Source organism: Bradyrhizobium sp. SZCCHNR1053 (assembly GCF_032381235.1).
Taxonomy (GTDB): Bacteria; Pseudomonadota; Alphaproteobacteria; order Rhizobiales; family Xanthobacteraceae; genus Bradyrhizobium.
Map to the genome: position 1 here is coordinate 14,108 of NZ_JAUHJM010000002.1, position 24,787 is coordinate 38,894.

Genomic DNA, 24,787 nt, shown 5'->3' on the forward strand with positions numbered 1-24,787 from the left:
ACAACAAGCTCCCTCCGTCATCCCGTTAACCATTTGCTAACCATGACGCGGGCAAGCTTTGCCGCGCCGCGCTGCGCGTGGCCGGCGACCGGACGACCACAGGACATCCTGGGCTTTGCTGCCGCCGGGCATGGCGGCGCCCCGGTTGCCGGCCGCAGCGCATCGCTGCGGCGTCCGACGCCATGCCGTCCTGTCTGTCCGGAGACCCAAGTCCTTGAGCACCGTCGGTTCGCGCGCCTTCCAGAAGGCACGACAGGAAAAGAAGCAGAAGAAGCTCGTCGAGGGGCGGTTGGCCGTGGCGTTCAAGGCCTTCCAGGCCGGACGCCAGGCGGAGACGCAGGCGCTGTGCGCGAAGCTGCTGCAGGAGGTCCCCGGCTGCTTCGATGCCATGCATCTGCTCGGCGTGTCCCTGGTGTCGTCGGCACGCTTCGCCGAGGCCACCGCCTTCCTGGCGCAGGCCGTCGCGATGGAGCCGAATTCCGCCGACGCGCAGTCCAATCTCGGCTGGGCGCTGATCAATTGCGAGCGCTACGAGGAGGCGCGCGCCGCGCTGGAGCGATCGCTGGCGCTGCGCCCGAATGCGCCGATCACCTTGCGCAACCTCGCGATCGCGCTGCTGCGGCTCGGACAGGGTGAGGCCTCGCTCGCGGCCGCGACGCGGGCCCTCGAGCTCAAGCCCGACGACGTCGATGCCTGGTGCAATCGCAGCGTCGCCGAGCTGATGCTGCGGCGCTGGGACGCCGCTGCCGCCAGCGCCGAGCGCGCGCTGGCCTTCAACCCGAACCATTTCGAGGCCACGGTCAACAAGGGTCTCGCGCATCTCGAGCTGCACCATTTCGAGCTGGCGGAAGCGACCTTCAATGCGGCGCTGGCCGCACGCCCGTCCCATGCCGAGCTGCGGGCGCATCGCGGCCGGCTCTACATGATCTCGGGACGCACGGCGGAAGCCGAAGCCGATTTCGACGCCGCCGTGACGCTCGATCCCCATCTGCAATTGGGATGGCAGGGCAAGGCGCAGATCTGCATCCTCAACGGCAACGTCGCGCAGGCGATGGCCGCCTGCAAGCGCGTGCTCGACACCAATCCGAAGGCGCAGGTCGCGCTCACCCTGCTCGGCGCCTGCCGCGGCCGGCTCGGCGACGTCGCAGGCGCCATCGCCCAGTTCGACCAGGCGCTCGCGGTGCAGCCGGACTACGACGAGGCGATCACCAAGAAGATCTTCTATCTCGACTTCCTGCCCGGCGCCGACTTCGCGGTCCAGCAGGCGGCGCGGCAGTATTGGTGGATGGCGGTCGGCTCGAGATTCCCGCGCCGCAAGCTTGCGCCGCGCTCGCTCGATCCCGACAGGCGCATCGTCGTCGGCTATGTCTCGGCCGACTTCCGCATGCATTCGGCGGCCTTCGCCTTCCTGCCGGTGCTGCGCGGCCACGACAAGACGCAGGTCCAGGTCAACTGCTACTCGACCTCGCCGCGGCACGATTCCTACACCGCGACGTTCCAGTCGATTGCCGACGTCTGGGTCGAGGCCTCGAGCCTGTCCGACGACGAGCTGGCCGACCGCATCCAGGCTGATGGCGTCGACATCCTGGTCGACCTCTCCGGCTACACCACGGGCACGCGCATGCCGGTATTCGCGCGCAAGCCGGCGCCGATCCAGGTCACGGCCTGGGGCAGCGGCACCGGCACGGGCCTTGCCACCATGGACTACTTCTTCGCCGATCCGGTCACGGTGCCCGAGAGCGTCCGGCCGCTGTTCGCCGAGCACGTCCACGACCTGCCGTCGGTGATCACGATCGATCCGGTGCTCGACGTTCCGCCGGCACCGCTGCCGATGCTCACCAACGGCCACGTCACCTTCGGCGTCTACAACCGCATCGACAAGATCTCCGACGCGGCGATCGCGCTGTGGGCGCGGCTGCTCACCGAGCTCCCCGACGCGAAGCTCGTCGTCAAGCATCTCGCGCTCAACGATCCCGCGGTGCGCGACGGGCTGCTCGCCCGCTTCGTTGCGCAGGGCGTGCCCGAGGCGCGCATCCTCTGCCTCGGCGCCAGCGAGCGCGTCGAGCATCTCAAGTCCTACGAGCGCATCGACATCTCGCTCGATCCATTCCCGCAGAACGGCGGCATCTCGACGTTCGAATCGCTCTACATGGGCGTGCCGGTCGTCGCCAAGCTCGGCGCCGGCGCGGCCTCGCGCGCCGCCGGCGGCATCCTGACCGCGGCCGGCCTCGCCGACTGGGTCGCCGGCGATGATGACGGCTATATCCGGATCGCCAAGAACTTTGCCGCGCAGCCCGAGCTGCTGGCGAAGCTGCGGCCCGAGCTGCCCGGCATGGTCGCGCGCTCGCCGGCCGGCGACGTCGCCAACTACACGCGCTGCGTGGAGGCCGGCTATCGGCAGTTCTGGCGCGACCATTGCGCCAAGGCAAGCAAGGCCGGCGCCTGATCGCGCCGGCATCGCCGAGGTCAGCATCTCGCAGCAGGCCTAGAGGCCCGATCGCAAGAACGTCCCGCGTGCGCACGAGCCGCGCTCACGACGGTCCGGCTTCGACCGCTCCCTGCAACCGCAAGCTGCACCGGTTTCCAGCGAGCCATTGTGGCCGCGTGCGATGAGGCGACGACTCTCGGACTGATATCGCGGCGTTTCTCCGTCCAGACCAAGGCGCAATCAAGCCTATGGCTTTTTGGTGGCGAGGATGCGCTTCGCAGCAGCCCCGGCTGCGCCCAACCGGCGAGTAGTAGACCTCATTCCTCAACCAAGGAGATAATGCGCGAAAATCGGCCGCGCCTCACGATCGCCGTGTGGCCGGCAACGGAGGAATTTGGGGCATGCGGGTCGCGTTGTTGAGTTGCGTCGTTGCGGCGGGATTGAGTCTGGTGGCACCGTTGCTGCCGGCCATGGCACAGACGGCGCGGACCGGAAGGCCGGCGGCGGCAACGGCCGCCGCGGCCGGCGAAGGCGGCAAGCTGCAGGAGTCCAACGAATGGACGGTCGGCGTCGCCGGCGGCCTGCTCGAAGGCACCAACATCCGTTTTGCGGCCGAGATGGCCAAGGTGCTCGACGACCGCCCGAACCTGCGCGTGCTGCCGATGGTGACCTACGGCGCGCTGGGGAACATCGAGGACCTGCTGTATCTGCGCGGCGTCGACGTCACCATCACTTCGGCCGACGTGCTCGATGAGTTCGTCCGCAACGGCACGCTCGCCAACATCAAGAACCGGATCCGCTACATCTGCTCGTTCTACATCAACGAGATGCACGTCTACGTCCGCCCGGAGATCAGGACGCTCGAGGATCTCGCCGGCAAGAAGGTCTCCTTCAACACCGTGGGCAGCGCCGCCAACCTCACCGGCGGCATCGTGTTCGACCGGCTCAAGATCGGCGCGGAGAAGGTGTTCATCAACAATTCGGTGGCGCTGGAGAAGATGCGCAGCGGCGAGATCGCCGGCGTCGTCCACGTCACCGGCAAGCCGACCGATCTGTTCGCCAAGTTCAAGCCCGAGCCGGGCTTCCACTTCCTGCCGATTCCGTTCGCGCGCAGCCTGCAGGACTACTACGTGCCGACCAAGCTGACCTCGCAGGACTACCCCAATCTGCTCAAGCCCGGCGAGAGCGTCGAGACCATCGGCGTGCCGCAGGTGCTGGCGGTCTACAACTGGCCGCCGGAGACCGAGCGCTACCGCCGCGTCGCGCGCTTCGTCGACTATCTGTTCAAGCGGTTCGATCAGTTCAAGCGGCCGCCGTTCCACCCCAAATGGAACGAGATCAGCCTCTCCTCCTCGCTGCCCGGCTGGACCCGCTTCCGCGCCGCGGAGGAGCTTTTGGCCAGCACGCGCGCGCCGCAGGCCGACGGCGCCGCCATCAAGCAGCAGTTCGACGAGTGGATGAGCGCAAGGGCACCGACCGGCGGCCGGCGAATGAGCGAGGACGAAACCCGGGTGCTGTTCGAGCAGTTCCGCGACTGGATGAAGCGCGACGGCGGCCAGCCGGCGCGGTAGCGCCGATGGTTCTGGCGTAGAGCATGATCCGGAAAAGTGGAAACCGGTTTTCCCTCGCGACAAACGCCGAAGGCATTTGCGCGGAGATCATGCTCAACAGAGAGATGAGGCTACGGCGCAGCCGGCTTGGCGCGCAGCGCCGGCGGCGTGTCCGGCTGCGCCAGCGGATGGGCGGACGCGAAGGCCGGCAGCGCCATCGCGGCCTCGACGACGCGCTGCACCGTCGGCGTCGCGGCGAGGTCGAGGCCTTTATTGCGCGCGTAGACGGCGTGGCCGGCGAGGCAGATGTCGGCCATCGTCGGCGCATCGCCATGGCAGAACCGGCCGGTCGCGACATGGCCTGCAAGCTGGGCCTCGATCGCGACCAGCATCTCCGCCGTCCAGTGCCTGAGCCAGGCCGCGCGTGCCGCGTCGTCCACGTGCAGCACCTCGGTGAGATAGCGCTGCACCCGCGGCGTCGTCAGCGGATGCGCATCGCAGGCGATCATCGCCGCCAGCGCCCTCACCCGCGCGCGCCCCTTGGCATCACCAGGCAACAGCGCCGCGCCGGAACAGGCCTCGTCGAGATAATCGAGGATCGCCAGCGACTGCGTCAGCACGGTGCCGTCGTCGAGCACCAGCGCCGGCAGCGCCATCTGCGGGTTGAGCGCGGCATAGGCCTCGTCGCGATGCTGCTGCCGGTCGACATCGACCGCGACCTGCTCGTAGGCGATGCCCTTGAGGTTGAGCGCGATGCGCACGCGAAAGCTCGCAAGCGACTGCCAGAACGAATAGAGCTTCATGCGGGTCCCCCTTCACCTCAATATCGCATTTCAGCAACCAATATAGTTTCGATGAAGGCGCCCGCCGCTTCCGAATCGTCTTGCCCGAGGCTCGTCCCGTCACTCCGCGCCCGGCGTGAAGTCCTGGTCGGCAACGCCGGCGGTCTGCGGCACCTTGATGACCACGGCGGCGCGATTGAGCGCCTGGTGGCAGGAATTGCAGGCGGCCGTGAGGTCGGCATAGGAGCGCTCGAAGCGGCCGATGTCCTTCTGCTTGATGGCCTGCGCCAGCTCGTCGAACGGCTGCTGCGTCACCGCCGTCGTCATGTCGGCGAACGAATTGCCCTCGACCACCGGCTGCGCCCGGCTGACACGGTTGAACGCGCCCTTGAGATTGCCGAGCTCATAGGCGCTGAACGCCCAATTGCCGCTATGGCCGGCGATCCAGAGCCGGAGATGGCGCGGCTGGATGGTCGCGATCATCAGGTCGCTGACGGTCGGCAGATAGGCCGGTGCTGGTGCGGGCGTCGGCGTCTCCGCCCTTGGCGCGGCGATCGCGATCAGCGATGCAAGCCCGGCAAGGCCAGCGGCCGTCACTGTCAGCCGCAGACCATGGCGGAGCTTCGGTCGATGCATCTTCGGGTCTCCTGAGAAAGATTTAGAAGCCTTCTAAAGAGCAACGTCCCGCATCGCCAATCGCAATCGCTGATCGCAGCGATCAGAAAAACTTGAAGCGTCACGCAGCGCGACGCGCATGATCCGGCCACATTGCCTGATGCGGTGGGCACCATCGGCCCGCGCCCCCCTCCAGGTCCAACCGGAATCGCCTGCAACCTCCGCGAATGGAAGCGGCGGATCACCCTGCTGATCCGCGCCAAGGCGCGATGAGACAGAGTTGATCGAGCCTGAGCAAAACCGCGAGAGCACCTCCAGGTCTCCCTGCAATTCTTGATTGATCGAAACAATCTGATTTCTTTTTTCCAAGTTGCTCGATCATCCCTGCGTCGGTGAGCGGTCAATGCGATGCGCCGCCTGCGGAGCGCGTCGCCGCGGTGCCTTGCGGGCCATGGCGGCAACACCCGGACGCCGACCGCCGCGGCCTGGTGATGACGCTTCGATGCCGTCCGGCCGTCGACAGAGAGCTCAGTTCACGCTCGACAGGAAGCCTGCGAGAATCGTCCGGCTCTGGCTCAGCGTCTCGATCCGTTGATCGATCAGGCCAACCTGCTCGGCCAAGATGCGTCGCAGATTGTCGCATGGCGTAAAGGCCGGCTGGTCGCTCTTCACGCAGGGCAGCAACTGCTGGATCGTCTCCAGCGTCATCCCGGCCGCGCCGAGCAATTTGATCCGCCGCACGGTTTCCTCTTCCGCCGGGCCATAGTCGCGATAGCCGGCATCGGTCCGTCGCGGCGCCAGCAATCCCTGGTCTTCGTAGTAACGCAGCATCCGGACGCTGACCCGCGTCCTCCGGGAGAGCTCACCAATCTTCACCTGAAAACCTCTTGACCCTGACAGCACTGTCAGACCTTACAGAGTCTGCTCATCCAGGTGAATGCCCTTGGAAAGGAGCAACCATGAAAGCCTATCATGTGAATGGCCGTGCCGGCGCCGGTCGCCTCGTGCGGGTAGACGTCCGCAAGCCCGAACCCGGCAATGGCGAGGTCCGCATCCGCGTCGAGGCGGCGAGCCTCAACTACCGTGACCTCATCATCCTCGACCGCGCGGGCCAAGACGGGCTGGATGGCCGCATTCCGCTTTCCGACGGCGCAGGCGTCGTCGATGCCGTGGGCCCCGATGTCGTCCAATGGCAGGTCGGCGACCGGGTCGCCGCGTCGTTCTTTCGCGATTGGGTCTCGGGTCCGTTCAAGACCGAATACGTCGCGTCAGCGCTGGGCGGCAGCACGATGGATGGAATGCTGGCGGAGCATGTCGTGCTGCCGGCCACGGCGGTCGTCGCCGTGCCGGAGCACCTGACTTCGGTCGAGGCCGCGACCCTGCCCTGCGCCGCCGTCACGGCCTGGCATGGCCTCGTCACGCGCGGCAGAATGGGCCGAGGCGACACGCTGCTGGTGCAGGGCACCGGCGGCGTCGCGCTGTTCGGACTTCAGTTCGCCACCGCGCTGGGCGCGCGTGCGATCGTGATCTCGTCGTCGGATGAGAAGCTCGCCCGTGCCAAGGCGCTCGGGGCTGCGATCCTGATCAACTACCGCACCACGCCTGACTGGGATGTGGCACTGATGACGGCGACCGACGGCCAAGGCGCCAGTCATATCCTCGAGCTCGGCGGCCCCGGTACCTATGACCGATCGATGCGATCGGTCGCCTCCGGTGGCAAGATCGTTCAGATCGGCGTCCTGACCGGATTCGGCCCAAAACCCGACCTCGCGCGGCTGCAGTGGGAAAATGCCGACATCATCGGCGTCACCGTCGGATCGGTCGACCATTTCACCGCCATGAATCGTTTCCTGACCGACCACGCGATCCACCCGATCGTCGATCGGGTCTATGGCTTCGACGACGCCCCCGACGCGTATGCCCATCTCCGGTCCGGCTCGCATTTCGGCAAGGTGGTCGTGAAATTGTAGGCGTGGCGGCCAATCGCGGGGATCGTCATATCGAAACTGCAAATGCATGACGTGCCGGACTCCGGAAATGGATGCTGCGAAAGCCGCCCCGATCATCCTGTTGCCGGGGATGGACGGACCGGGGCAATGATTGAACTGGCTGGCGGACCGGCGCTCGGTCCGTCGCCCGGTCCGGCTGTTGTCCTGTCCGCGCGATCGGCCGCTCGACTACGCCGATCTCGTCACCTACGTCCTGGAACGTCTGCCCGATGGTCCCTGCGTGCTCCCCGGCGAATCCTTTTCCGGACCGATCGCGATCGAGATTGCAGCGTCTGCCGGCGGAGAGGAGCGGACATCAACCGGCCGACGGTCCCTGCTGAGTCACCCAAGGCAGACCTTTGCGACCGAGTTACCGACGTACGCATTCAGCCCGGAACGGACGTTAACGGCTACAGGCATTACGACCGAAGCGGGCGCCCCTCGTGCCCGGCGTGTCCCCAGCCGCGACCGTTGGGGCGGATATCCTGGCCCGACAGCTTCGTGCCAGAGGAGACAATTCAATCAGCTGGCCTGACGGTCGTTTTGAGCGATAGCTTCCAAACGCGAAAATTTTTGCCGCTCTGCTGCAAAACGCCCCGCTGTAAACCACACCTAAAAGGTGATATTTTGCGAGCGTTTCACCTCAGCGGACCGTTCATGCCCGACAAAGCCAAGGAAAAGCCAACCGCATTCACCTTGCTCCGTCAAGCGATAGTCCGCTTTCTCAAAGACCCAATGCCCGAGGTGCTTTGCATACGAGGCAAATGGGGCGTCGGAAAAACCTACACATGGGAGACCTTGCTCAAAGAGGTGGGCAAAGATGCTGCCCTGCCGTCTTATTCCTACGTCTCGTTATTCGGGATCGATACCCTCGACCGCTTCAAGCTCTCCATTTTCGAGAATGTCATTCCCATGGCGAGCATCGCCACAGGCCCGACGATGGAAACGTTAGGCGAAAATCTCAAATCTATAAGTACGAAAGCTCTCGGTGTCATCAAACCGGGCCTGACTACCATTGTGGAGCAGGCCGCCTTCTTGTCAGTGCGGAACTATACCATCTGCATCGATGATATTGAGCGGAAGGGCGAAAAGCTTCGGGTCATAGACATTCTTGGGCTCGTGTCTCTTCTCAAGGAACGGCGCAAATGCAAGATCGTCCTCATCCTGAATGAAGATGAGCTTGACAAAACCGGAGACCGTCCCGCCTTTGATAAATACAGCGAGAAGGTCATAGATACCTCCCTACTGTTTGAACCGACGTCCGCCGAGGCTTGCCAGATTTCCTTGAAAGGAACAGAAGCGGCCGACGATTCTATGCGGGAGAATTGCCAAAAGCTTGAAATAGCCAATATCCGCATAATTAAAAAAATAGAACGACTCGTCCATGAGATCTGCGCTCACCTAAAGGAGTTTGATCCTCGCGTAACAAATCAAGCGGTTTCGACGCTGGTCCTCCTCGGATGGTGCGTCTACGCGAAACAAGATGCCCTCCTCGAATACACTCTAGATGAGCGTTATAAGTCCCATTACGCAATTCGCGACCGCAAGCTCACCGACGAACAGAAGAAGTTCGACGACTTATTGGAGGCCTACTCGTTCGGCCTTGTCGATGCGTTCGACAAGGTTCTGCTCGAGGCCATTCAGAAGGGATTCGTCGATACCGACAAGCTCACCAAAGAAGGCAAGAAACTAAACGAGAACTATTGCAATGAACAAATGCGAAAGGCGGTACAGGGCCCGTGGGACGCCTATCGGGACTCGTTTGATGACAACTTGGAGGAGATATGCAAGGGATTGGCTGAGGCGGTTAAGAACTATCCCGATCATACGCCGGTCAACTACGTCGATGGCGCAATCATGTTCTTAAAGCAGATGGGCAAGGCGGACGATGCAAAGCAAATGCTATGCGACTGGCTAGAGGCCTACAAGGATGCCCCCCGGAATCTCTACGATATGGAGAGCGCCGGCTTCACCATTCATGACCCCGATCTTCAGAAGGCTATCGCCGACCGGTTCAACTCTTTCGACGATGATCGAGACCCTGCCGACGTGCTGTTTCAAATCGCCAAAGATCACGGTTGGCACGAGGAGGACATTGTTCTGCTATCCAAGGTCACCGCTGAAGACTATTACGCGATGTTCAAGCGCCTTAGGGGGCTCAAATTGCGATCAGTGATTACCAAGGCGCTGGAAATCGGCAGGCAAAGGCCGGGAGACTCGGTCTACGAGGCTGTTGGGAATAATGTTCTTGGGGCGCTTACCAAGCTTAGAGCTGAATCAGCCATAAATGAGCGGCGCGCAAAGGGCATCTACAAAGTTCCCTAAACGCCGGCAGCGACGTTGATGAGCCTGGCGGCAATCGGCGCGACAATGGCCGCAGTTATCAGGAGCAAACGTCATCTTGTCTTTAGTGCTAACGCCAGTGCACTAACGCCGACAGCGTCGCTTGGGAATTCATTGCGCCGATTTCGAGCGGACAAATGCCCACTTTGGGTCGTTCACAACTTGATCGGGCTGCCTTACCGTGTCCGGAATTCGCCCTTAAGGGACATTCCCGGACTCTGATGAGCGGTGCGTTGTTGACCGTTCGCGACATACCCGCGCCACCGCGCGAGCGTATTGCTAACGGGGCAACGCGGACGTAGCGCTCGTAACGTCACGCCAACGGGTCTATGAATACGCGGCCTAGTTTCGGTGTTTACGAATTCTGTTGTCAGCGCATCGGTCGACCCCGGGCTAGTTGCCATCAATCGAGCCAACCCCGGCAGCTTCAAGCGCACGGCGTATGACAGCCAGATTGTTGATGGATCGGACCCGGCGACCCTTTTCGAAATCGCGGATGGTGCTCTCGCTCAGGTTTTGACCGAGCAGCTAATTGGGCTTCAGTATCGCGCCGCGCGCCGACGAACCTAAACGTTGCGTTGGCCAATTCAATCTCGGGCGCAAAATTCCTCGTTCTTTTTTCCGAAATTATGCTTATCTCTTCGTTCTGCTTCGGAGCTTTTTGCAGCTTTCCCACAGGGGGAAGGGACGTAGACCGCCGCTACTCCTCGCCTACAACAACGTGATAGCGGGGCATTGCCATGGATCCGAAAAGATGGACAGTAACGAAATACAGCTTTCGACCTTTGAATTCCGCATGCCTAAACCGAAGCTGATGGAAGTACGGCTCCGGCATCTGAGGATCGAGATCACCTCCGATATAGTAGGGGTAGATATCCGATTTACCGAGTATGATCTCTGGGAGAAAAAATCTTAGACTTAAGCCAATAACCTCACTTTCAGCCACTGCGTGGGCGTGCGCGATTTTGGCTAACATTCTTGCAAATTCTGCTTGATTGATTGTTCCTAGTTTGACTTTCCGATTTTCGGCTCTGTTGAGCAATTCCTTCAGAGCACCGTCTTCTTTAACTACGAGATCGCCTTCGAACTGGCTGGTTGGCGCCTCTCCAAGCATCAGACCAGCAGATTTCCACTTGAAGCCTAAGCCTATCAAGGGATATTTTTCGGGCGCTGTTTCGATGATTTCCTGAGCGCCGTCCGGCCCAACCAGCACGGTACTGATCATTTTCGGGCGCTCTTTCTTGCGTCTAGTTTGCAGTTGAAGACGGATTCGCAACGGCCCCATCATGGGTCGCATGCAGAAACCCTCAAATCTTTTTGTGATATCGGAACAAGCATCACAGCTCGATTTAGGCAGGACAATAGTGCCGCCCAGCGCGAATGGAATTACGTGTTCATCAGTCAACCGGCCTTGGGTAGTGCTGCAGTATAAACACCTGCCCAGAGGCTGATATTTCTTGGAGGGATGAGTCTTAGCGAATGATCGTTCTGACATGCGCGTCTCGAATCTCCCTCTTGAGCAGGAGGCGGATTGGCGTGGGGAGGAGGACCTGGACGGCACGATTTTGGTGTCAGGATTGACGGGTCGACCTTCCTCGAACGATCCACAAAACGTCGGGCGCCAGCTGCATACTTCAAAATCAGGCTGAACATCTATAGCAAGGTCTTCCAGGTAAGTGTCCGACAAACACTACGGACCTGCCTCAGAAATTTCATCCAGCAGCATTTCGAGTCCGGCTGGGTTGTACGCTGATTGGCGGGTGGGCAGTTCGAGTGAGGACTAAGCAGACTGGCCGGAATTTGTCGGCCTTCCAAAATTCTTCTTTCATTTTTTCCGAAATCATGTATATCTCTCCCGTCCTGCTTCCGCCGGAGGGGCGTGTCGCGACCGTCACGAGACGTGGGAGGTGGGATGCGATGGGCGCAGGGAATCGCAGCGTGGCTTCGTGCCGCGCGGACGAACGGTTCGTTGCGCACGGCGAAGTCGTGCGGTCCTGACACCCCGATGCTGGTGTCAAGTTGGCGGCGGTGCTCGCGCATCACGCCGACGATGGTGGCCAGCAAGCCCGGCGCACCAGGGAGACCACGTATAAGCCGTTCCAACCGTCGCGCAGGGAAGGCCGGGTGTTTCGGCCAGACCTGTGGTGACTGCCGCCTGCTTTTTTTCTGCAGGCGGGCCACGGGCGCGGCCAGCGCCCGGCCTTCCCTGCGCCCTCCATCCGATCGAGGGCGGACCTGACGCACGACTCGGGCGCGATCCGCCGCGGGAGACGATGCCGCATGTCTGCGAGAGGAAATTCATTCGTGCTTGTTCGCAGTCAGGCCCGGCAGGGGCCTCATGGTTCGAGACGGCGCTGCGCGCCTCCTCACCATGAGGGTTTGGCGCCGAAACCGGAGCTGCATTTGGCCGTGAGCGGTGTGCTCATCGGGAGGAGCGCGATGGCCGGCACAATTCATCGTCCGGGTACGACCCTCGCTCCTCACCCTGAGGAGCCCGCCGTAGGCGGGCGTCTCGAAGGGCGAGGCCCGGATCGTGGCGGCGTAACGAAGATGCGGCAGGAGAGCGCATCCCCTCTCCCCCGCAACCCTTTGTTAACCGGCATTAACCGAACGCTAACCAACCACCGGGCAAAAATTGCCGGGTGGAATGTGCGTGTCGTGGTTGGGTGCAGTTGACGGAGGAGACCTTCCGTGGACGCCGGCGCGGTACCTCAGTTTCGGAACGGCGGCCCTGCGGCCGTCGCGCAGTCGTTTGGGGCCGGCACACGCGGCCGGCGGGAAGGGGCGAAAGCCATGGTCGACGTCACGGCGGGTCAGGGGGTCGGATCTCCGGCCGGCGGGTTCTCATTCGCTGACCTCAAGACAGCAGTCCTGCGCGGCGACATCGCGCTGGCGCTCGGCATCCTTACCATCCTGGTGGTGCTGATCCTGCCGCTGCCCTCGCTGGTGCTCGACCTGTTCCTGGCGATCTCGATCACCCTGTCGATCCTGATCCTGATGACCGCTTTGTTCATCCAGGCGCCGCTGGAATTCTCGTCCTTCCCGACCATCCTCCTGATCTCGACGATGCTGCGGCTGTCGCTCAACCTGGCCTCGACCCGGCTGATCCTGTCGCGCGGCCACGAGGGCACGGATGCCGCCGGCCACGTCATCGAGGCATTCGGCAACTTCGTGATGAGCGGCAATTTCGTCATCGGCATCATCGTGTTCGCGATCCTGGTGACGGTGAACTTCGTCGTCATCACCAAGGGTTCGGGCCGCATCGCCGAGGTCGCGGCGCGCTTCCATCTGGACTCCATGCCCGGCAAGCAGATGGCGATCGACGCCGACCTCTCCGCCGGCCTGATCGACGAGAAGGTCGCCAAGATCAGGCGCAAGGAGCTGGAGGACGAAAGCGGCTTCTTCGGCGCCATGGACGGTGCCTCGAAATTCGTCCGCGGCGACGCGGTCGCCGGCCTGCTCGTCGTCTTCATCAACATCATCGGCGGCATCATCATCGGCGTCGCCCAGCAGGGTCTCGGCTTTGCCGAGGCCGCCCGCACCTACACCACGCTGACCGTCGGCGACGGCCTCGTCACCCAGGTGCCGGCGCTGATCGTCTCGACCGCCGCGGGCCTGCTGGTCTCCAAGGCCGGCGTCAGCGGCGCCGCCGACAAGGCGCTGATCAAGCAGTTCTCGGGCTATCCGCAGGCGCTCGGCATGTCGGCCGCCGTGATGCTGGTGCTGGCGCTGCTGCCGGGCATCCCGACCCTTCCGTTCCTGGCGCTCGGCGGCGGCGCCGCCGCGCTCGCCCTCAAGGCGCGCAAGCAGAAGGAGGTCGCGAAGGCCGAGGAAGTCGCTGCGGCTGCAGCACCGGCGGCGGCTGCCACCGCCGCGGCCGCCGAGGAGCCGATCTCGGCCGCGCTCAAGATCGACGACCTCAAGATCGAGCTCGGCTATGCGCTGCTGCCGCTCGTGAATGCACCCGACGGCACCGACCGCCTGACCGACCAGATCAAGGCGCTGCGCCGGTCGCTGGCGATCGAGATGGGTTTCGTGATGCCGTCGGTGCGCATCCTCGACAACGTTCAGCTCGAGGCCAACACCTACATCATCAAGATCAAGGAGGTCGACGCCGGCTCCGGCAAGATCTGGCCGAGCCAGTTCATGGTCATGGACCCCGGCGGCAACCAGGTCGCGGTGCCCGGCATCCACACGACGGAGCCGACCTTCGGCCTGCCCGCCACATGGGTCGACGCCGGCCTGAAGGAAGAGGCGACGCTCAAGGGCTACACGGTCGTCGACGCGGCGACCGTGCTGTCGACGCACCTGACCGAGCTGCTCAAGGCCAATATGAGCGACCTGCTCTCCTACGGCGAGGTGCAGAAGCTCCTGAAGGAGCTGCCGAAGGAGCAGAGCGAGCTGGTCAAGGACATCGTGCCGACGCAGATCACGATTTCCGGCATCCAGCGCGTGCTGCAGCTGCTGTTGTCGGAGCGCATCTCGATCCGCGACCTCTCGACCATCCTCGAAGGCATCGCCGACGCGCTCGCGTTCTCGCGCAACCCGGCCACGATCGTCGAGCACGTGCGCGCCCGCCTCGCCCGCCAGATCTGCGCCCAGAACACCTCGCCGATGGGCTACCTGCCGCTGATCGCGCTGTCGGCGAGGTGGGAGCAGGCGTTTGCGGAATCGCTGATCGGCCAGGGCGAGGAGCGCAGCCTGGCGATGCAGCCGTCGAAGCTGTCGGAGTTCATGACCGCGACGCGCGATGCCTTCGAGCGCGCCGCACGCGAGGGCGAGTCGCCGGTGCTGGTGACGTCGGCGGCGATCCGGCCCTTCGTGCGCTCGCTGGTCGAGCGCTTTCGCGCCCAGACCACGGTGCTGTCGCAGGCCGAAATCCATCCGCGGGCGCGGCTGAAGACGGTGGGGAGCGTGTGACGGCTGGCGTTGCGGAACCGCGGAATCCCGAGCGCGTTTGATCAGCGGGGCCGGCGCGAGGCGCCGGCTTTTGCCGTTTTTACCGGCAGACCACCCCTTGCTTTACCGCCACAGGCAAACGAATTCTTAAATTTGCGTTAGGTGGCTGAAATTTCATCCGCACACCGAACAACAAGTCAAGTTATTGATATAGCTATGTAAATGTATATTTCACCGACTTTCGATCGCGAAGCATCACGCCTTATCACACACTTGTGATGTGGTCTACGAAACAGAATTGAGGTTTCCTACGTTAGTTCACGCGAGACGATGAACCGGAAAGCCCCCGGCTCACACGAATCAGCGAAGGACGGAAGACGGCAGGAGGCTTCCATGAACCACTCGATTTACAGCGCGGATCGGACCACCCACCTCAAGATCGTGGTGGTGGCGCTCGTGGCTGGCATCGCAGTGGCCGGCTTCGGCATCTCCGCCCGTCTCAACGCGGAGCCGAACTACGCGCAGACAGCAAAGGTCCTCAAGGCCGGCAAGCCGGTCGTGGTGACGAGTTCGGAGACGTCGCTGGTTCGCTGACAGGAATTTCCCGAATTCACGCGGTTCTCACAGCCCCCCAACTGGCCGCGTGGATATGTAGTAGACCCAACCCCAAGTCGACTACTGAAAACGCCCGCTCCCCACGGGCGTTTTCTTTTTTGGGGCTTGAATCACCGCGACGGCGGCACGGTCTCGATCAGCTTGCCGGTAAACACGATCGGCCCGGTCGCCTGCCCGGTCGGCGACCCGCCCTCGGGCTCGACCGTGACGGCGTAGGTCGCGCGACTCACGGTGTCGGCGTCGTAGGACGAGAGGACGGGACGGCTGGTGAAGTCGCTGCCGCCGATCACGCCGAGCGAGCGCGGCTTCTGCAGCTTGTCGGATACGAGCCACAGCTCGAAGCTCTTGCCCGGCTCCGGCGCAGCGCCGACCCGGCGCACGGTGTAGCTTTTGCTGGCAGCATCGACGGTCAAGATGAACGCCGGCGACGCCGCGTCCTTCTGCAGGAGAGCAACGAACTGGGCGGAGGGTTGCGCGACCGGCACCTTGACCTCCACAGTCTGGATCCGCGGCTTCGGCCGCAATGGCTGCGGCAAGAGATCGGGGCGGTAAACCTGGACACCGACCAGCGCGAGCAGCACGGCCGCGAGCGCGGTCATGCTGTTGGCGACCGCGCGCAACTGCCGGACCTTGGACGAGAGCCGCACCACATTCGCATCATCGTTCGCGATCTCATGCGCTGCAGACGCGCTGCGTGTCGCGGCGACGGTCGCGACCTCAGGCTCGGGCGCCTCGACCGCGGCCGCTTCGATCGGCAGGGCTTCCGCCGCGACAGGCGACCCCTCGGGAGGCGCAGGGGCAGGATGAACAGCAAAGACTGGAGCCTCGGCCACCGCCACTGGTTCAGCCGGCGCGCTCTCGGCGAACGCGCGCAACCGAGCGATCTCGGCCTTGATGCGGTCCCACAGCTCGGGGCGCGGCTCGACCAGCCCGACCATCTGGTTGAGCGGACCGAGACGAAATTCCCACGCCTGGACCAGCGCGACAAAATCCTTGTCGACCGCCATCATGGTCTCGACCTGCGCCCGTTCGGCGGCGTCGAGCGTCCCGAGCGCATATTCCGCCGCCAGCGCGATATGGTCTTCGCTATACGCCATCACAGGTCCAGGTCACGTCCTACAAGGTCTCTCGCCGGATCGAACGGCACCTCATCCGAGACCGAGGCATTGGCGGATGTCCATCATGCTCCGACGCAACCAGGTCTTCACCGTGTTCACCGGCGCCTCGAACTTGGTCGCCAATTGCTCGCGGCTCCAGCCGTTATAGTAGGCAAGCAGCACGAGCTTCTGGCGGTCGGGCTCGAGCTGGCCGACACATTCCAAAAGACGCTTGAGCTCCTCCGACATCTCGCGCCGCGCCAGCGGATCCGGCGTCTCGGCCGCAACCTCGAGCGCGGAGGGCTCATCCTCCAAAGACAACTCACCGCGCTTGCGCACCAGGTCGATGGCGCGGTTGCGGGCGATGGCGGCCATCCAGGTGATCGGGGAAGAAACGGCCGGGTTGAACTGCGCGGCGTTGTTCCAGACCTTCACATAGGTCTCCTGGACGACCTCCTCGGCGAGGTCCTGTCGGTGCAAGATACGGAGCACGACGCCATAGAGTTTCGCGCGCGTCGCCGCGTAGAGGCGCTCGAAGGCGGCCTCGTCCCCCTTGGCAACAGCGGCAAGCAACCAGACCAGCTCTGCCGGCGTCAGCATTTGGCGTCCCCGAAAATCGCCCCACTCCCTCGTTCGAGCCTACGTCCTCCCGTAGCACAAGTCCTGGGCAACTCTCCACCGGGGCGGGCGCGACGAAAAACCCGGACCTCGCGGCCCGGGTTTTCGAAAGCGACAGCCGTGTCGGCGACAGGCTCAGGCGATGACGCCGAGCCGGGCGCGCATCAGACCGATGCTGTCCATGTCGGCCTGCTCGCGGGCGCTCTCCTCGGCCTTTTCTCGGGCCTGGTCACGCTCGTCGAGCAGCTCGACCTTCTTCATCTCCTCGAACGCCTCGGACAACGCGGCCTTGGCGTCCTCGAGCTGGGTGCGCAGCTCGTCGGCCGAGCGCGTCAGGTTTTCCCGGCGCTGGATCGCGGCCTTGGCGTAGGTCGGATAGGCAAAATGGGTCGGGTCGTTGATGCCGGCCCGCTCCTGCTCGGTCTGGATCTCCCGCTCGAGCTCGGCCGACATGCGCTGGAAGTCAGCGATCATGCCCTCGATCTGCGTCACCCGGCGGCGTTTCTCATCCACCTGAAACTTCTTCAGACGGATCAGCGTTTCGCGCGACTTCATCGACTCATACTCCCCAGAAGTCCCGTGTACGGCGCGGGACAGGGCCGGCCGCCCTCCCTGGGCTCGCCGACTAGGCTCGTTACATGGAGGGGATGATTACCCGACAAAGTTAGCTTTCCGTTTCCAAGCGCCCCAGGATCTGTTCCAGCTCCCGATACCCGCTCTGCAATGTCGAGACCTCGTCCTTGCGCTGGCGCAGGAACGCCTCCAACGGCTCGTGCAGCCGGATCGCCTCGTCGACCTCCGGACTGGAACCGGCGCGGTAGGCGCCGAGCCGGATCAGCTCCTCCATGTCGGCGTAGGTCGCCATCACTTGGCGCGCCCGCATGATGGTCGGCAAGAATACGGGGTCGGCCGATTTCGGCATCGTCCGCGACACGGATTTGAGGACGTTGATCGCCGGATAGCGGCCGCGTTCGGCGATCGAACGTTGCATCACGACGTGGCCGTCGAGAATGCCGCGCACCGCATCCGCCACCGGCTCGTTGTGATCGTCGCCATCGACCAGCACCGTGAAGATCCCGGTGATGGTGCCGTCGCCGCTGCCCGGCCCCGCCCTCTCCAGCAGTTTCGGCAGCTCGGTGAACACGGTGGGCGTGTAGCCCTTGGCGGTCGGCGGCTCGCCAGCCGACAGCCCGATCTCGCGCTGCGCCATCGCAAAGCGCGTCACAGAGTCCATTAGACAAAGGACATCCTTGCCCTCGTCGCGGAAATATTCGGAGATCGCGAGCGTCAGATACGCCGCCTGCCTTCGCATCAGCGCCGGCTCGTCGGAGGTCGCGACCACGACGACCGAGCGCGCGAGACCCTCATCGCCGAGATCGTCCTGCAGGAACTCCTGCACCTCGCGGCCGCGCTCGCCGATCAGTCCGATCACCGACACCGCCGCATCGACGTTGCGCGCCAGCATCGACAGCAGCACGGATTTGCCGACGCCCGAGCCGGCGAAGATGCCGAGCCGCTGGCCGCGGCAACAGGTGAGAAAGGTGTTCAATGCGCGGACGCCGAGATCGAGCGGCGAGCCGACGCGCCTGCGCGAATGCGCCGGCGGCGGATTGTTCCGATAAGGAACCGGCGAGGCGCCCTGCGGCAGCGGCCCCTTGCCGTCGATCGGCTCGCCCATCGCATTGATGACGCGGCCGAGCCAGGCCGGCGACGGCCGCACCTGGTTGGCCGCATTGGCGATCACGGCGCGGCAGCCGCGGCGCACGCCCTCCAGCCCGGCGAACGGCATCACCACGGCATTCTTGCCGGAGAAACCGATCACTTCGGCAGGGATGTAATTGTTGCCGGTCTCGATCACGATGCGCGCGCCGACCGACATCGCATGAATCGGCCCGGCGATCTCCACCATGAGTCCCTTCACGCCGACGACACGCCCATAGGTGTTCACGGCGTCGATGTCGCTGATCTGCTCGGCCAGGGCCTTCATTGCCAAAGCACCTTCATCGCGAGAGAAAGTTCATTGCGCCAGAGCCTTCATTGCGAAAACCTTAAGTAGGGGCAGATTCGCGTCGTCGGCTTAACTCTGTGTTTACTCGCATCATTAATCATTACGTCATGGTCTGGAGTGACTGACGTGCTTCGCTTTGCCGCCTTCAAAAAGCGGTGAGATCCGAGAGTCGGTTAGGTCCATCTCTTAACATGGAGCTTGAACGAGGACGGCTAAGAAAAACTGCCTTATCGCAACACCTTACGGCGATTCGATAAAAATTGCACGGATAGAGCTTGCGGAGGGGAATCAGGATTTGTTAACCATCTCTCGTCAGGATCCGAATCAGTTGTTCAAAGGCGTTTTGAGTGCCGCGATGGCGGCCGACCTGACGCCCGGAGCGGCGACTATGGGGAACTGGCATGCGCGTTTTGCTGATTGAGGATGACAGCGCCGTCGCGCAGTCGATCGAGCTGATGTTGAAGTCTGAGAGCTTCAACGTCTACACGACTGACCTTGGCGAAGAAGGCGTCGACCTCGGCAAGTTGTACGATTACGACATCATCCTTCTCGACCTCAATCTGCCCGACATGTCCGGTTACGACGTGCTCAAGCAGCTGCGCGTCTCGAAGATCAAGACGCCGATCCTGATCCTCTCCGGCCTTGCCGGGATCGAGGACAAGGTCAAGGGTCTCGGCTTCGGCGCCGACGACTACATGACCAAGCCGTTCCACAAGGACGAGCTGATCGCCCGCATCCACGCGATCGTCCGCCGTTCCAAGGGCCACGCCCAGTCGGTCATTCAGACCGGCGACCTCGTCGTCAACCTGGACACCAAGACGGTGGAGGTCGGCGGCCAGCGCGTGCACCTGACCGGCAAGGAATACCAGATGCTGGAGCTGCTCTCGCTCCGCAAGGGCACCACGCTCACCAAGGAGATGTTCCTCAACCATCTCTACGGCGGCATGGACGAGCCCGAGCTGAAGATCATCGACGTCTTCATCTGCAAGCTGCGCAAGAAGCTCGCCAACGCCTCCGAAGGCCGCAACTTCATCGAGACTGTCTGGGGCCGCGGCTACGTGCTGCGCGAGCCGCATGACATGGACGAGCGCATCCCCGCCTGATCTTTCACTGGGTACTCCGGCAGGCCTCACCGGCTTGCTCCTCCCAGACTGGGCCCCGCCGCAAATGGCGGGGTTTTTGTTTGTGGGGGGTGTGATTGCTGTGGGGCCGGTGCTTGTTTGCTCGGAGCCTTGGGGGCGCTCGACCCAAACTCTCGCGACCCGATCGGTGCGCTCCCCTCCCCCTTGCGGGGAGGGGTCGGGGGTGGGGGTCCACGGAAATGGACTTCATGGAAGCCACCCCACCGACAGCTGATTAGTCATCCCTACAGCGCACACGCCGCTCGTGCCTGCATGCGCCACAAACTTCGTTCGGAGCAAGAAACCCCCACCCCCAACCCCTCCCCGCAAGGGGAAGGGGAGCCCACCGCTTCTGCCGCGCCTACGCGCCTTAAACCCCGAACTCCCAAACACGACCACCCTCGCCTTCCAGCAATGCGAGCACGAAGCTCGATAGAGCCTCGACCGCGATCCACGCCCCGCGCTTCAAACCTTCCGTCATCCCAAGCTTTCGCGATCTCGCGGCGCCCAGCGCCCGAGCTATGCATCCATCTCACCGCCCTCCTCTCACTGAGGGCGCAGGGAAGGCCGGGCGCTGGCCGCGCCCGTGGCCCGCCTGCAGAAAAGAAAGCAGGCGGCAGTCGCCACAGGTCTGGCCGAAACACCCGGCCCTCCCTGCGCGATGGTTTTACGATTTATACGCGATCTCCCTGGGGACCGGCTGTCTTGCCCCCATCACCCGCAGGCAGCTCATCAGCAACGCCACAAGCTTGACCTCAGCACCGGGAGGCCAGGACCACGCGACTTCACCGTGCGCCGGGGATCGTTCGTCGGCACGGCCAAGCCATGCTGCGACCCCACAGCGCCCATCGCCTCCCACACCCGACGTCCGTGACGACCGCGAAGCGTCCCCTCGTTGGGGCGGGACGGCGCGCAGTAAAGCACATTTTTCGGAAAAACAAAATAGAATTTCGATAAACAGAAAGCATAATTCTTCCAGGCGTTCGAACGGCCACCGTCAAGGCTTGCGTTCCCGATCGAGACCCTGTCGAACGCTCCTGTTTCGGATCGGCGATCTGCCATGAGCGGCTTCGCCGCAAGTCACCTGCGATGCCCATGCGGCGCAGAGCTCGGTCCCAATTCCCCGATCACCACGCTCGGCGGGGTGGTGTCGACCAGTTGCCAGAACGTGCTGAGCGGCGATCGGCTTCTGGTCGACATGACGACCGGCGTTTCGCAAGTCGAAGTCGATAGCGGTACGGTGAAGGCATCGGTCAAACCCGTCGTCAGAGGCATGTTGCGGAGCGACATCGGCTCCGCCGGGCACCGCGCCAAAGCCGAAGAAATGATGCCAAAAGTCGTGCGGACCGTGACGTCGCACCCGCTTTTAGTACCTTGAGTTGCATCAAAGACGGTCAGCAAGTTCCGTGGCAGGCTAACATTGACGGCGTATCCGTCATCAATGGTCCTTCAACGTGAGGAGTTCACTATGGCTAGAAGCATTGCTGTTGGTCTTGTTATTCTCGCCGTCTCTACATCTGCGGCCTTGGCCGGACATCGTACTCATCATGCAAGAGGTACTCATGCAAAAGCCAGTGCGGCTCAGCAGGTCGGGGCGGGCAAAAGTGATCGCGACCAATATGGAAATATGCAGGTCAATCCCGGAACTCCGGGCCTGAGCGGCAGCAACGCTGACCTACATGCAAAAACGCATCGCGATTCCGGCTACAGGCCGAAGAGTGACTACAATGCAGACGGGACCATGCGGGTTGATAGCGGAACTCCGGGCGCAAGCGGCAGCAACGCTGCCCTACATCGTAGAACGCACCGCGATTCCGGTTACAATCCCAAGAGTGATTACAACGCGGACGGGACCCTGCGGGTGCATCATTAGTCGTTTCTTGCGACCACGTGATGAGCCCGGAGCGTTCCGCGCACCGGGCTTTCACGTCCACGAAAACTAGCTGTCCTTGCATTGACCGACAGCGATTTCATGTCGGCTGTTCTGTAACGGCGGGCCCATGAGTCTGGCCGGTCGCGCTGGCGGCACCGTACGCGCGGACGCCATGTAGGAGCTAGTCGCGGAGATACTGTTCCTGCTGTCGCCCGAGGCGTCGAACCTGACCGGCGCATTCTACGCGACGGACGGCGGATGGACGGCCTATTGAACCCGCTTCCAGTCCGCTGAGGACTGGAACGATCGTTCACCCACGATCAGCTTCGAGCAAAGAGACGAGATCATGATGCGATCCCGCGGACCCACATCATGATCAGGGTCTCGGAAGAGCCGCGGACCTAGCGGCACTCCTTGTCTGACGGTTGTTCACAGGAGCGATATCGCAATTGGCCTTCATTGCGAAGGGCGAAGCGACGACGCAATCCAGAGTCGCGAGCTCGACTCTGGATTGCTTCGCTGCGCTCGCAATAACGGATGGGAAGAGCGTGCTTAGGCCACTCAGGCCACTGCACCCGGCTTGCCGCGCGTAACGTAGCGGCCGTCGCCCTTGGCGCCGACCAGCTGGCCGTCGCGCACGACGAATTTTCCGCGCAGCATCGTCGCGACCGGCCAGCCGGTGATCTCGATGCCTTCATAGGGCGTGTAGTCGGAGCCGTGGTGCAGGCCGGACTGGCTGATCTTGGCCGTCTTGGTCGGGTCCCACAGCGCGATGTCGGCATCGTAGCCGATCGCGATGGAGCCCTTAGCCCTCAGCCCATACGTCCTGGCGTGGTTGGTGGCGGTGAAGGCGACGAACTGGTTCAGGGTGATGCGGCCCTTGTTGACGCCTTCGGAGAACAGGATCGGCAGCCGCGTCTCGACGCCGGGGATGCCGTTCGGCACCCAGCGAAAGCTGGTGCGGCCCTTCGGCGTCAGCTTGCCGGCCTCGTCGTCATAGCGGAACGGGCAGTGATCCGACGAGAACAGCGAGAACACGCCCTGCTGCAGGCCCTCCCAGCACGCCTCCTGGCTGGCCTTGTCACGCGGCGGCGGCGAGCAGACATATTTGGCGCCTTCCATGTTGAGGCCCTGCATGTCCTCTTCGGTCAGCACCAGATATTGCGGGCAGGTCTCGCCGTGGATCTTCAGGCCGCGCGCCTGCGCGCGGCGGATCTCCTCCATCGCCTCGCGGTTGGAGACGTGGACGATGACGATCGGCACGTCGATCAGCTCGGCCAGCGAGATCGCGCGATGGGTCGCCTCGCGCTCGACCGGAATCGGCCGCGACTTGCCGTGATAATACGGCGCGATGTGGCCGGCGCGCTCCAGGCGGTCGGTGAGGAAGCGGATGGCGTCGTAGTTTTCGGCGTGAATCTGCACCAAGGCCCCGCGTTCGCGCGCGACCTGCAGCACGCCCAAAATCTCGTAGTCGCTGAGCGCGAGGCCCTCATAGGTCATGAAGATCTTCAGCGACGAATAACCGTCGGCGACCAGCGCCGGCAGCTCCTGGCCGAGCACCGCGTCGGTGGGATCGGCGATGATGAGGTGGAAGGAGTGGTCGACGTAGCAGGTGTTGTCGGCGAGGGCGTGATAGTCCTTCAGCGCCGCGCGCAGCGGCTGGCCCTTCTCCTGCAGGCAATACGGCATCACGAAGGTGTTGCCGCCGAACGCCGCGGCGCGCGTCGCACTCTCGAAATCGTCGGCCATGACGATGCCGGGGCCGGAGGGCTGGCTGATATGGACATGGCTGTCGATGCCGCCCGGCAGCACCAGCAGGCCCGTGGCATCGACGATCTCGTCGGCATCGGTGATGGCCTCGCCGATCGCGACGATGCGGCCGCTCTTGATGGCGACATCGGCCTTGAACATATCGCACGCGGTGGCGACGGTGCCGTTGCGGATGGCGGTGTCGAATGCAGCCATGTGACGTCCTTCTCAGGCGAAGTTCTTGAACAGCGAGCCCCAGCCGGTCACGGCGGCCGGATCGACGCCGGCGACCTTCAGGCTCTTCCATACCACGGTGGCGATGGTGTCGAGAATTGGAATGCCCGTCTCCTGCTCCATCCTGTCGACCAGCGGCGCGGCGCGCAGGTTGGTGCAGACGACGGCGATCGCATCGGGTTTCTCGGCCGCGACCTCGCGGATCATGCGCTCGAGCTGCGCCTCGGTGACCTCGGCGAAGGAGAAATTGTCCTGCAGGCCGAGATGGCGGTCGCCGCCGCAACCGATGCTGAGCGTCTCGTAGTTGGCGATGATCCGCGCCTGCACGTCGTCGCGATAGGGTGTGACATAGCCGAGCCGCTTCACGCCGGATCTCGTCAGAATCTCGTTCAGCGCCAGCATCGAGGTGGTCGCGGGAATGCCGGTCGCCGCGGTGATCTGCTCGCACAGCTTGACGTCGGCCTCGAAGCCGAGCCAGCCCGAGGAGGTGCCGTTCCAGCCGATCACGTCGACCCTGGCATGCGCGAGCAATTCTGCCGCGCGCAGGATGTTCGATGTGTCGAACTGCGCCAGCGCGTCGGTCGACAACGCGATCTCAGTGACCTTGAAGCGCGAGAAATGCGCTGACACGTTCGGCAGCCCGGCGACCATGGCCGAGGTGATCGGCTCCAGCGCGGTGTTCGACGACGGCGTCAGCATGCCGAGGAGAGTGCGTTTGGTCATTGGTGGTTTGCCTCTCTCGGCGCGGGCAGTTGGAGGTGGTCGGCGGGAAGACCTCTCCCGCTTGCGGGGGAGGTCGGATCGCATCGCAGATGCGATCCGGGTGGGGGAACTCTCTCCTCACGGGCAGCGTGCCGTGGAGCGCCC

Annotated in this window: 18 protein-coding genes; 8 read left to right on the top strand and 10 right to left on the bottom strand. The window is 63.4% G+C overall.

Features of this window, described 5'->3' with window-relative positions; all coding sequences use genetic code 11:
- The first annotated feature begins 214 nt into the window (after positions 1-214).
- Both QX051_RS05025 and QX051_RS05030 read left to right on the top strand, forming a co-directional pair.
- Positions 215-2,446, top strand: a complete 2,232-nt coding sequence (locus tag QX051_RS05025; RefSeq protein ID WP_315775331.1) for a tetratricopeptide repeat protein — start codon at positions 215-217, stop codon at positions 2,444-2,446.
- Between the two features lie 383 nt (positions 2,447-2,829).
- Positions 2,830-3,999: a TAXI family TRAP transporter solute-binding subunit gene (locus QX051_RS05030; protein ID WP_315734048.1), complete on the top strand. Its 1,170-nt coding sequence runs from the start codon at positions 2,830-2,832 to the stop codon at positions 3,997-3,999.
- Positions 4,000-4,109: 110 nt separating this feature from the next.
- On the opposite strand, the gene maiA is transcribed toward QX051_RS05030, so the two are convergent.
- The 3 genes from maiA to QX051_RS05045 all read right to left on the bottom strand — a co-directional run bounded on the left by maiA (position 4,110) and on the right by QX051_RS05045 (position 6,251).
- Complete coding sequence (gene maiA, locus QX051_RS05035; protein ID WP_315775333.1) at positions 4,110-4,781, bottom strand: maleylacetoacetate isomerase; 672 nt, start codon at positions 4,779-4,781, stop codon at positions 4,110-4,112.
- A 99-nt stretch (positions 4,782-4,880) separates the two neighbouring features.
- Complete coding sequence (locus QX051_RS05040) at positions 4,881-5,396, bottom strand: cytochrome family protein (RefSeq protein WP_315775335.1); 516 nt, start codon at positions 5,394-5,396, stop codon at positions 4,881-4,883.
- A 507-nt stretch (positions 5,397-5,903) separates the two neighbouring features.
- The gene (locus tag QX051_RS05045) at positions 5,904-6,251 is read right to left on the bottom strand and encodes a MerR family transcriptional regulator (protein ID WP_315775336.1); all 348 of its coding nucleotides are present in this window, start codon (positions 6,249-6,251) and stop codon (positions 5,904-5,906) included.
- Positions 6,252-6,334: 83 nt separating this feature from the next.
- Here QX051_RS05045 and QX051_RS05050 point away from each other — a divergent pair, with 83 nt between their 5' ends.
- A complete protein-coding gene (locus tag QX051_RS05050) occupies positions 6,335-7,345 on the top strand; it encodes an NAD(P)-dependent alcohol dehydrogenase (protein WP_315775337.1) in 1,011 nt (336 codons plus the stop codon).
- A gap of 675 nt (positions 7,346-8,020) precedes the next feature.
- Complete coding sequence (locus QX051_RS05055) at positions 8,021-9,688, top strand: hypothetical protein (RefSeq protein ID WP_315775338.1); 1,668 nt, start codon at positions 8,021-8,023, stop codon at positions 9,686-9,688.
- 718 nt (positions 9,689-10,406) lie between these two features.
- On the opposite strand, the gene QX051_RS05060 is transcribed toward QX051_RS05055, so the two are convergent.
- Positions 10,407-10,931 carry a hypothetical protein gene (locus QX051_RS05060; protein WP_315775339.1) on the bottom strand — a complete coding sequence of 175 codons (525 nt, stop codon included), beginning with the start codon at positions 10,929-10,931 and terminating at the stop codon, positions 10,407-10,409.
- Positions 10,932-12,499: 1,568 nt separating this feature from the next.
- Between QX051_RS05060 and flhA the strand changes: the two genes are divergently transcribed.
- Both flhA and QX051_RS05070 read left to right on the top strand, forming a co-directional pair.
- Entirely contained in the window at positions 12,500-14,626 is a 2,127-nt protein-coding gene (gene flhA, locus QX051_RS05065) for a flagellar biosynthesis protein FlhA (RefSeq protein WP_315714040.1), read from the top strand.
- Positions 14,627-14,998: 372 nt separating this feature from the next.
- Positions 14,999-15,199 carry a hypothetical protein gene (locus QX051_RS05070; RefSeq protein ID WP_315734069.1) on the top strand — a complete coding sequence of 67 codons (201 nt, stop codon included), beginning with the start codon at positions 14,999-15,001 and terminating at the stop codon, positions 15,197-15,199.
- 131 nt (positions 15,200-15,330) lie between these two features.
- Here QX051_RS05070 and QX051_RS05075 read toward each other — a convergent pair whose 3' ends face one another.
- The 4 genes from QX051_RS05075 to fliI form a co-directional block, all read right to left on the bottom strand.
- Entirely contained in the window at positions 15,331-16,317 is a 987-nt protein-coding gene (locus QX051_RS05075) for an anti-sigma factor domain-containing protein (RefSeq protein WP_315775340.1), read from the bottom strand.
- A gap of 51 nt (positions 16,318-16,368) precedes the next feature.
- Complete coding sequence (locus QX051_RS05080; protein ID WP_315714037.1) at positions 16,369-16,917, bottom strand: sigma-70 family RNA polymerase sigma factor; 549 nt, start codon at positions 16,915-16,917, stop codon at positions 16,369-16,371.
- 153 nt (positions 16,918-17,070) lie between these two features.
- The gene (gene fliJ / locus QX051_RS05085; RefSeq protein ID WP_315714036.1) at positions 17,071-17,490 is read right to left on the bottom strand and encodes a flagellar export protein FliJ; all 420 of its coding nucleotides are present in this window, start codon (positions 17,488-17,490) and stop codon (positions 17,071-17,073) included.
- A gap of 109 nt (positions 17,491-17,599) precedes the next feature.
- The gene (fliI, locus tag QX051_RS05090) at positions 17,600-18,922 is read right to left on the bottom strand and encodes a flagellar protein export ATPase FliI (protein ID WP_315734073.1); all 1,323 of its coding nucleotides are present in this window, start codon (positions 18,920-18,922) and stop codon (positions 17,600-17,602) included.
- Positions 18,923-19,344: 422 nt separating this feature from the next.
- Here fliI and ctrA point away from each other — a divergent pair, with 422 nt between their 5' ends.
- Positions 19,345-20,046 (top strand): response regulator transcription factor CtrA, encoded by a 702-nt coding sequence (gene ctrA / locus QX051_RS05095; protein ID WP_012046382.1) that lies wholly within the window; start codon positions 19,345-19,347, stop codon positions 20,044-20,046.
- Between the two features lie 1,078 nt (positions 20,047-21,124).
- Positions 21,125-21,442, top strand: coding sequence for a hypothetical protein (locus QX051_RS29455; RefSeq protein WP_409998065.1), 318 nt, complete (start codon positions 21,125-21,127; stop codon positions 21,440-21,442).
- Positions 21,443-22,498: 1,056 nt separating this feature from the next.
- Here the strand turns inward: QX051_RS29455 and hydA are convergent.
- Positions 22,499-23,902, bottom strand: coding sequence for a dihydropyrimidinase (hydA, locus tag QX051_RS05105; RefSeq protein ID WP_315775341.1), 1,404 nt, complete (start codon positions 23,900-23,902; stop codon positions 22,499-22,501).
- A 12-nt stretch (positions 23,903-23,914) separates the two neighbouring features.
- Positions 23,915-24,643 carry an aspartate/glutamate racemase family protein gene (locus QX051_RS05110; protein WP_315775342.1) on the bottom strand — a complete coding sequence of 243 codons (729 nt, stop codon included), beginning with the start codon at positions 24,641-24,643 and terminating at the stop codon, positions 23,915-23,917.
- Positions 24,644-24,787 lie beyond the last annotated feature (144 nt).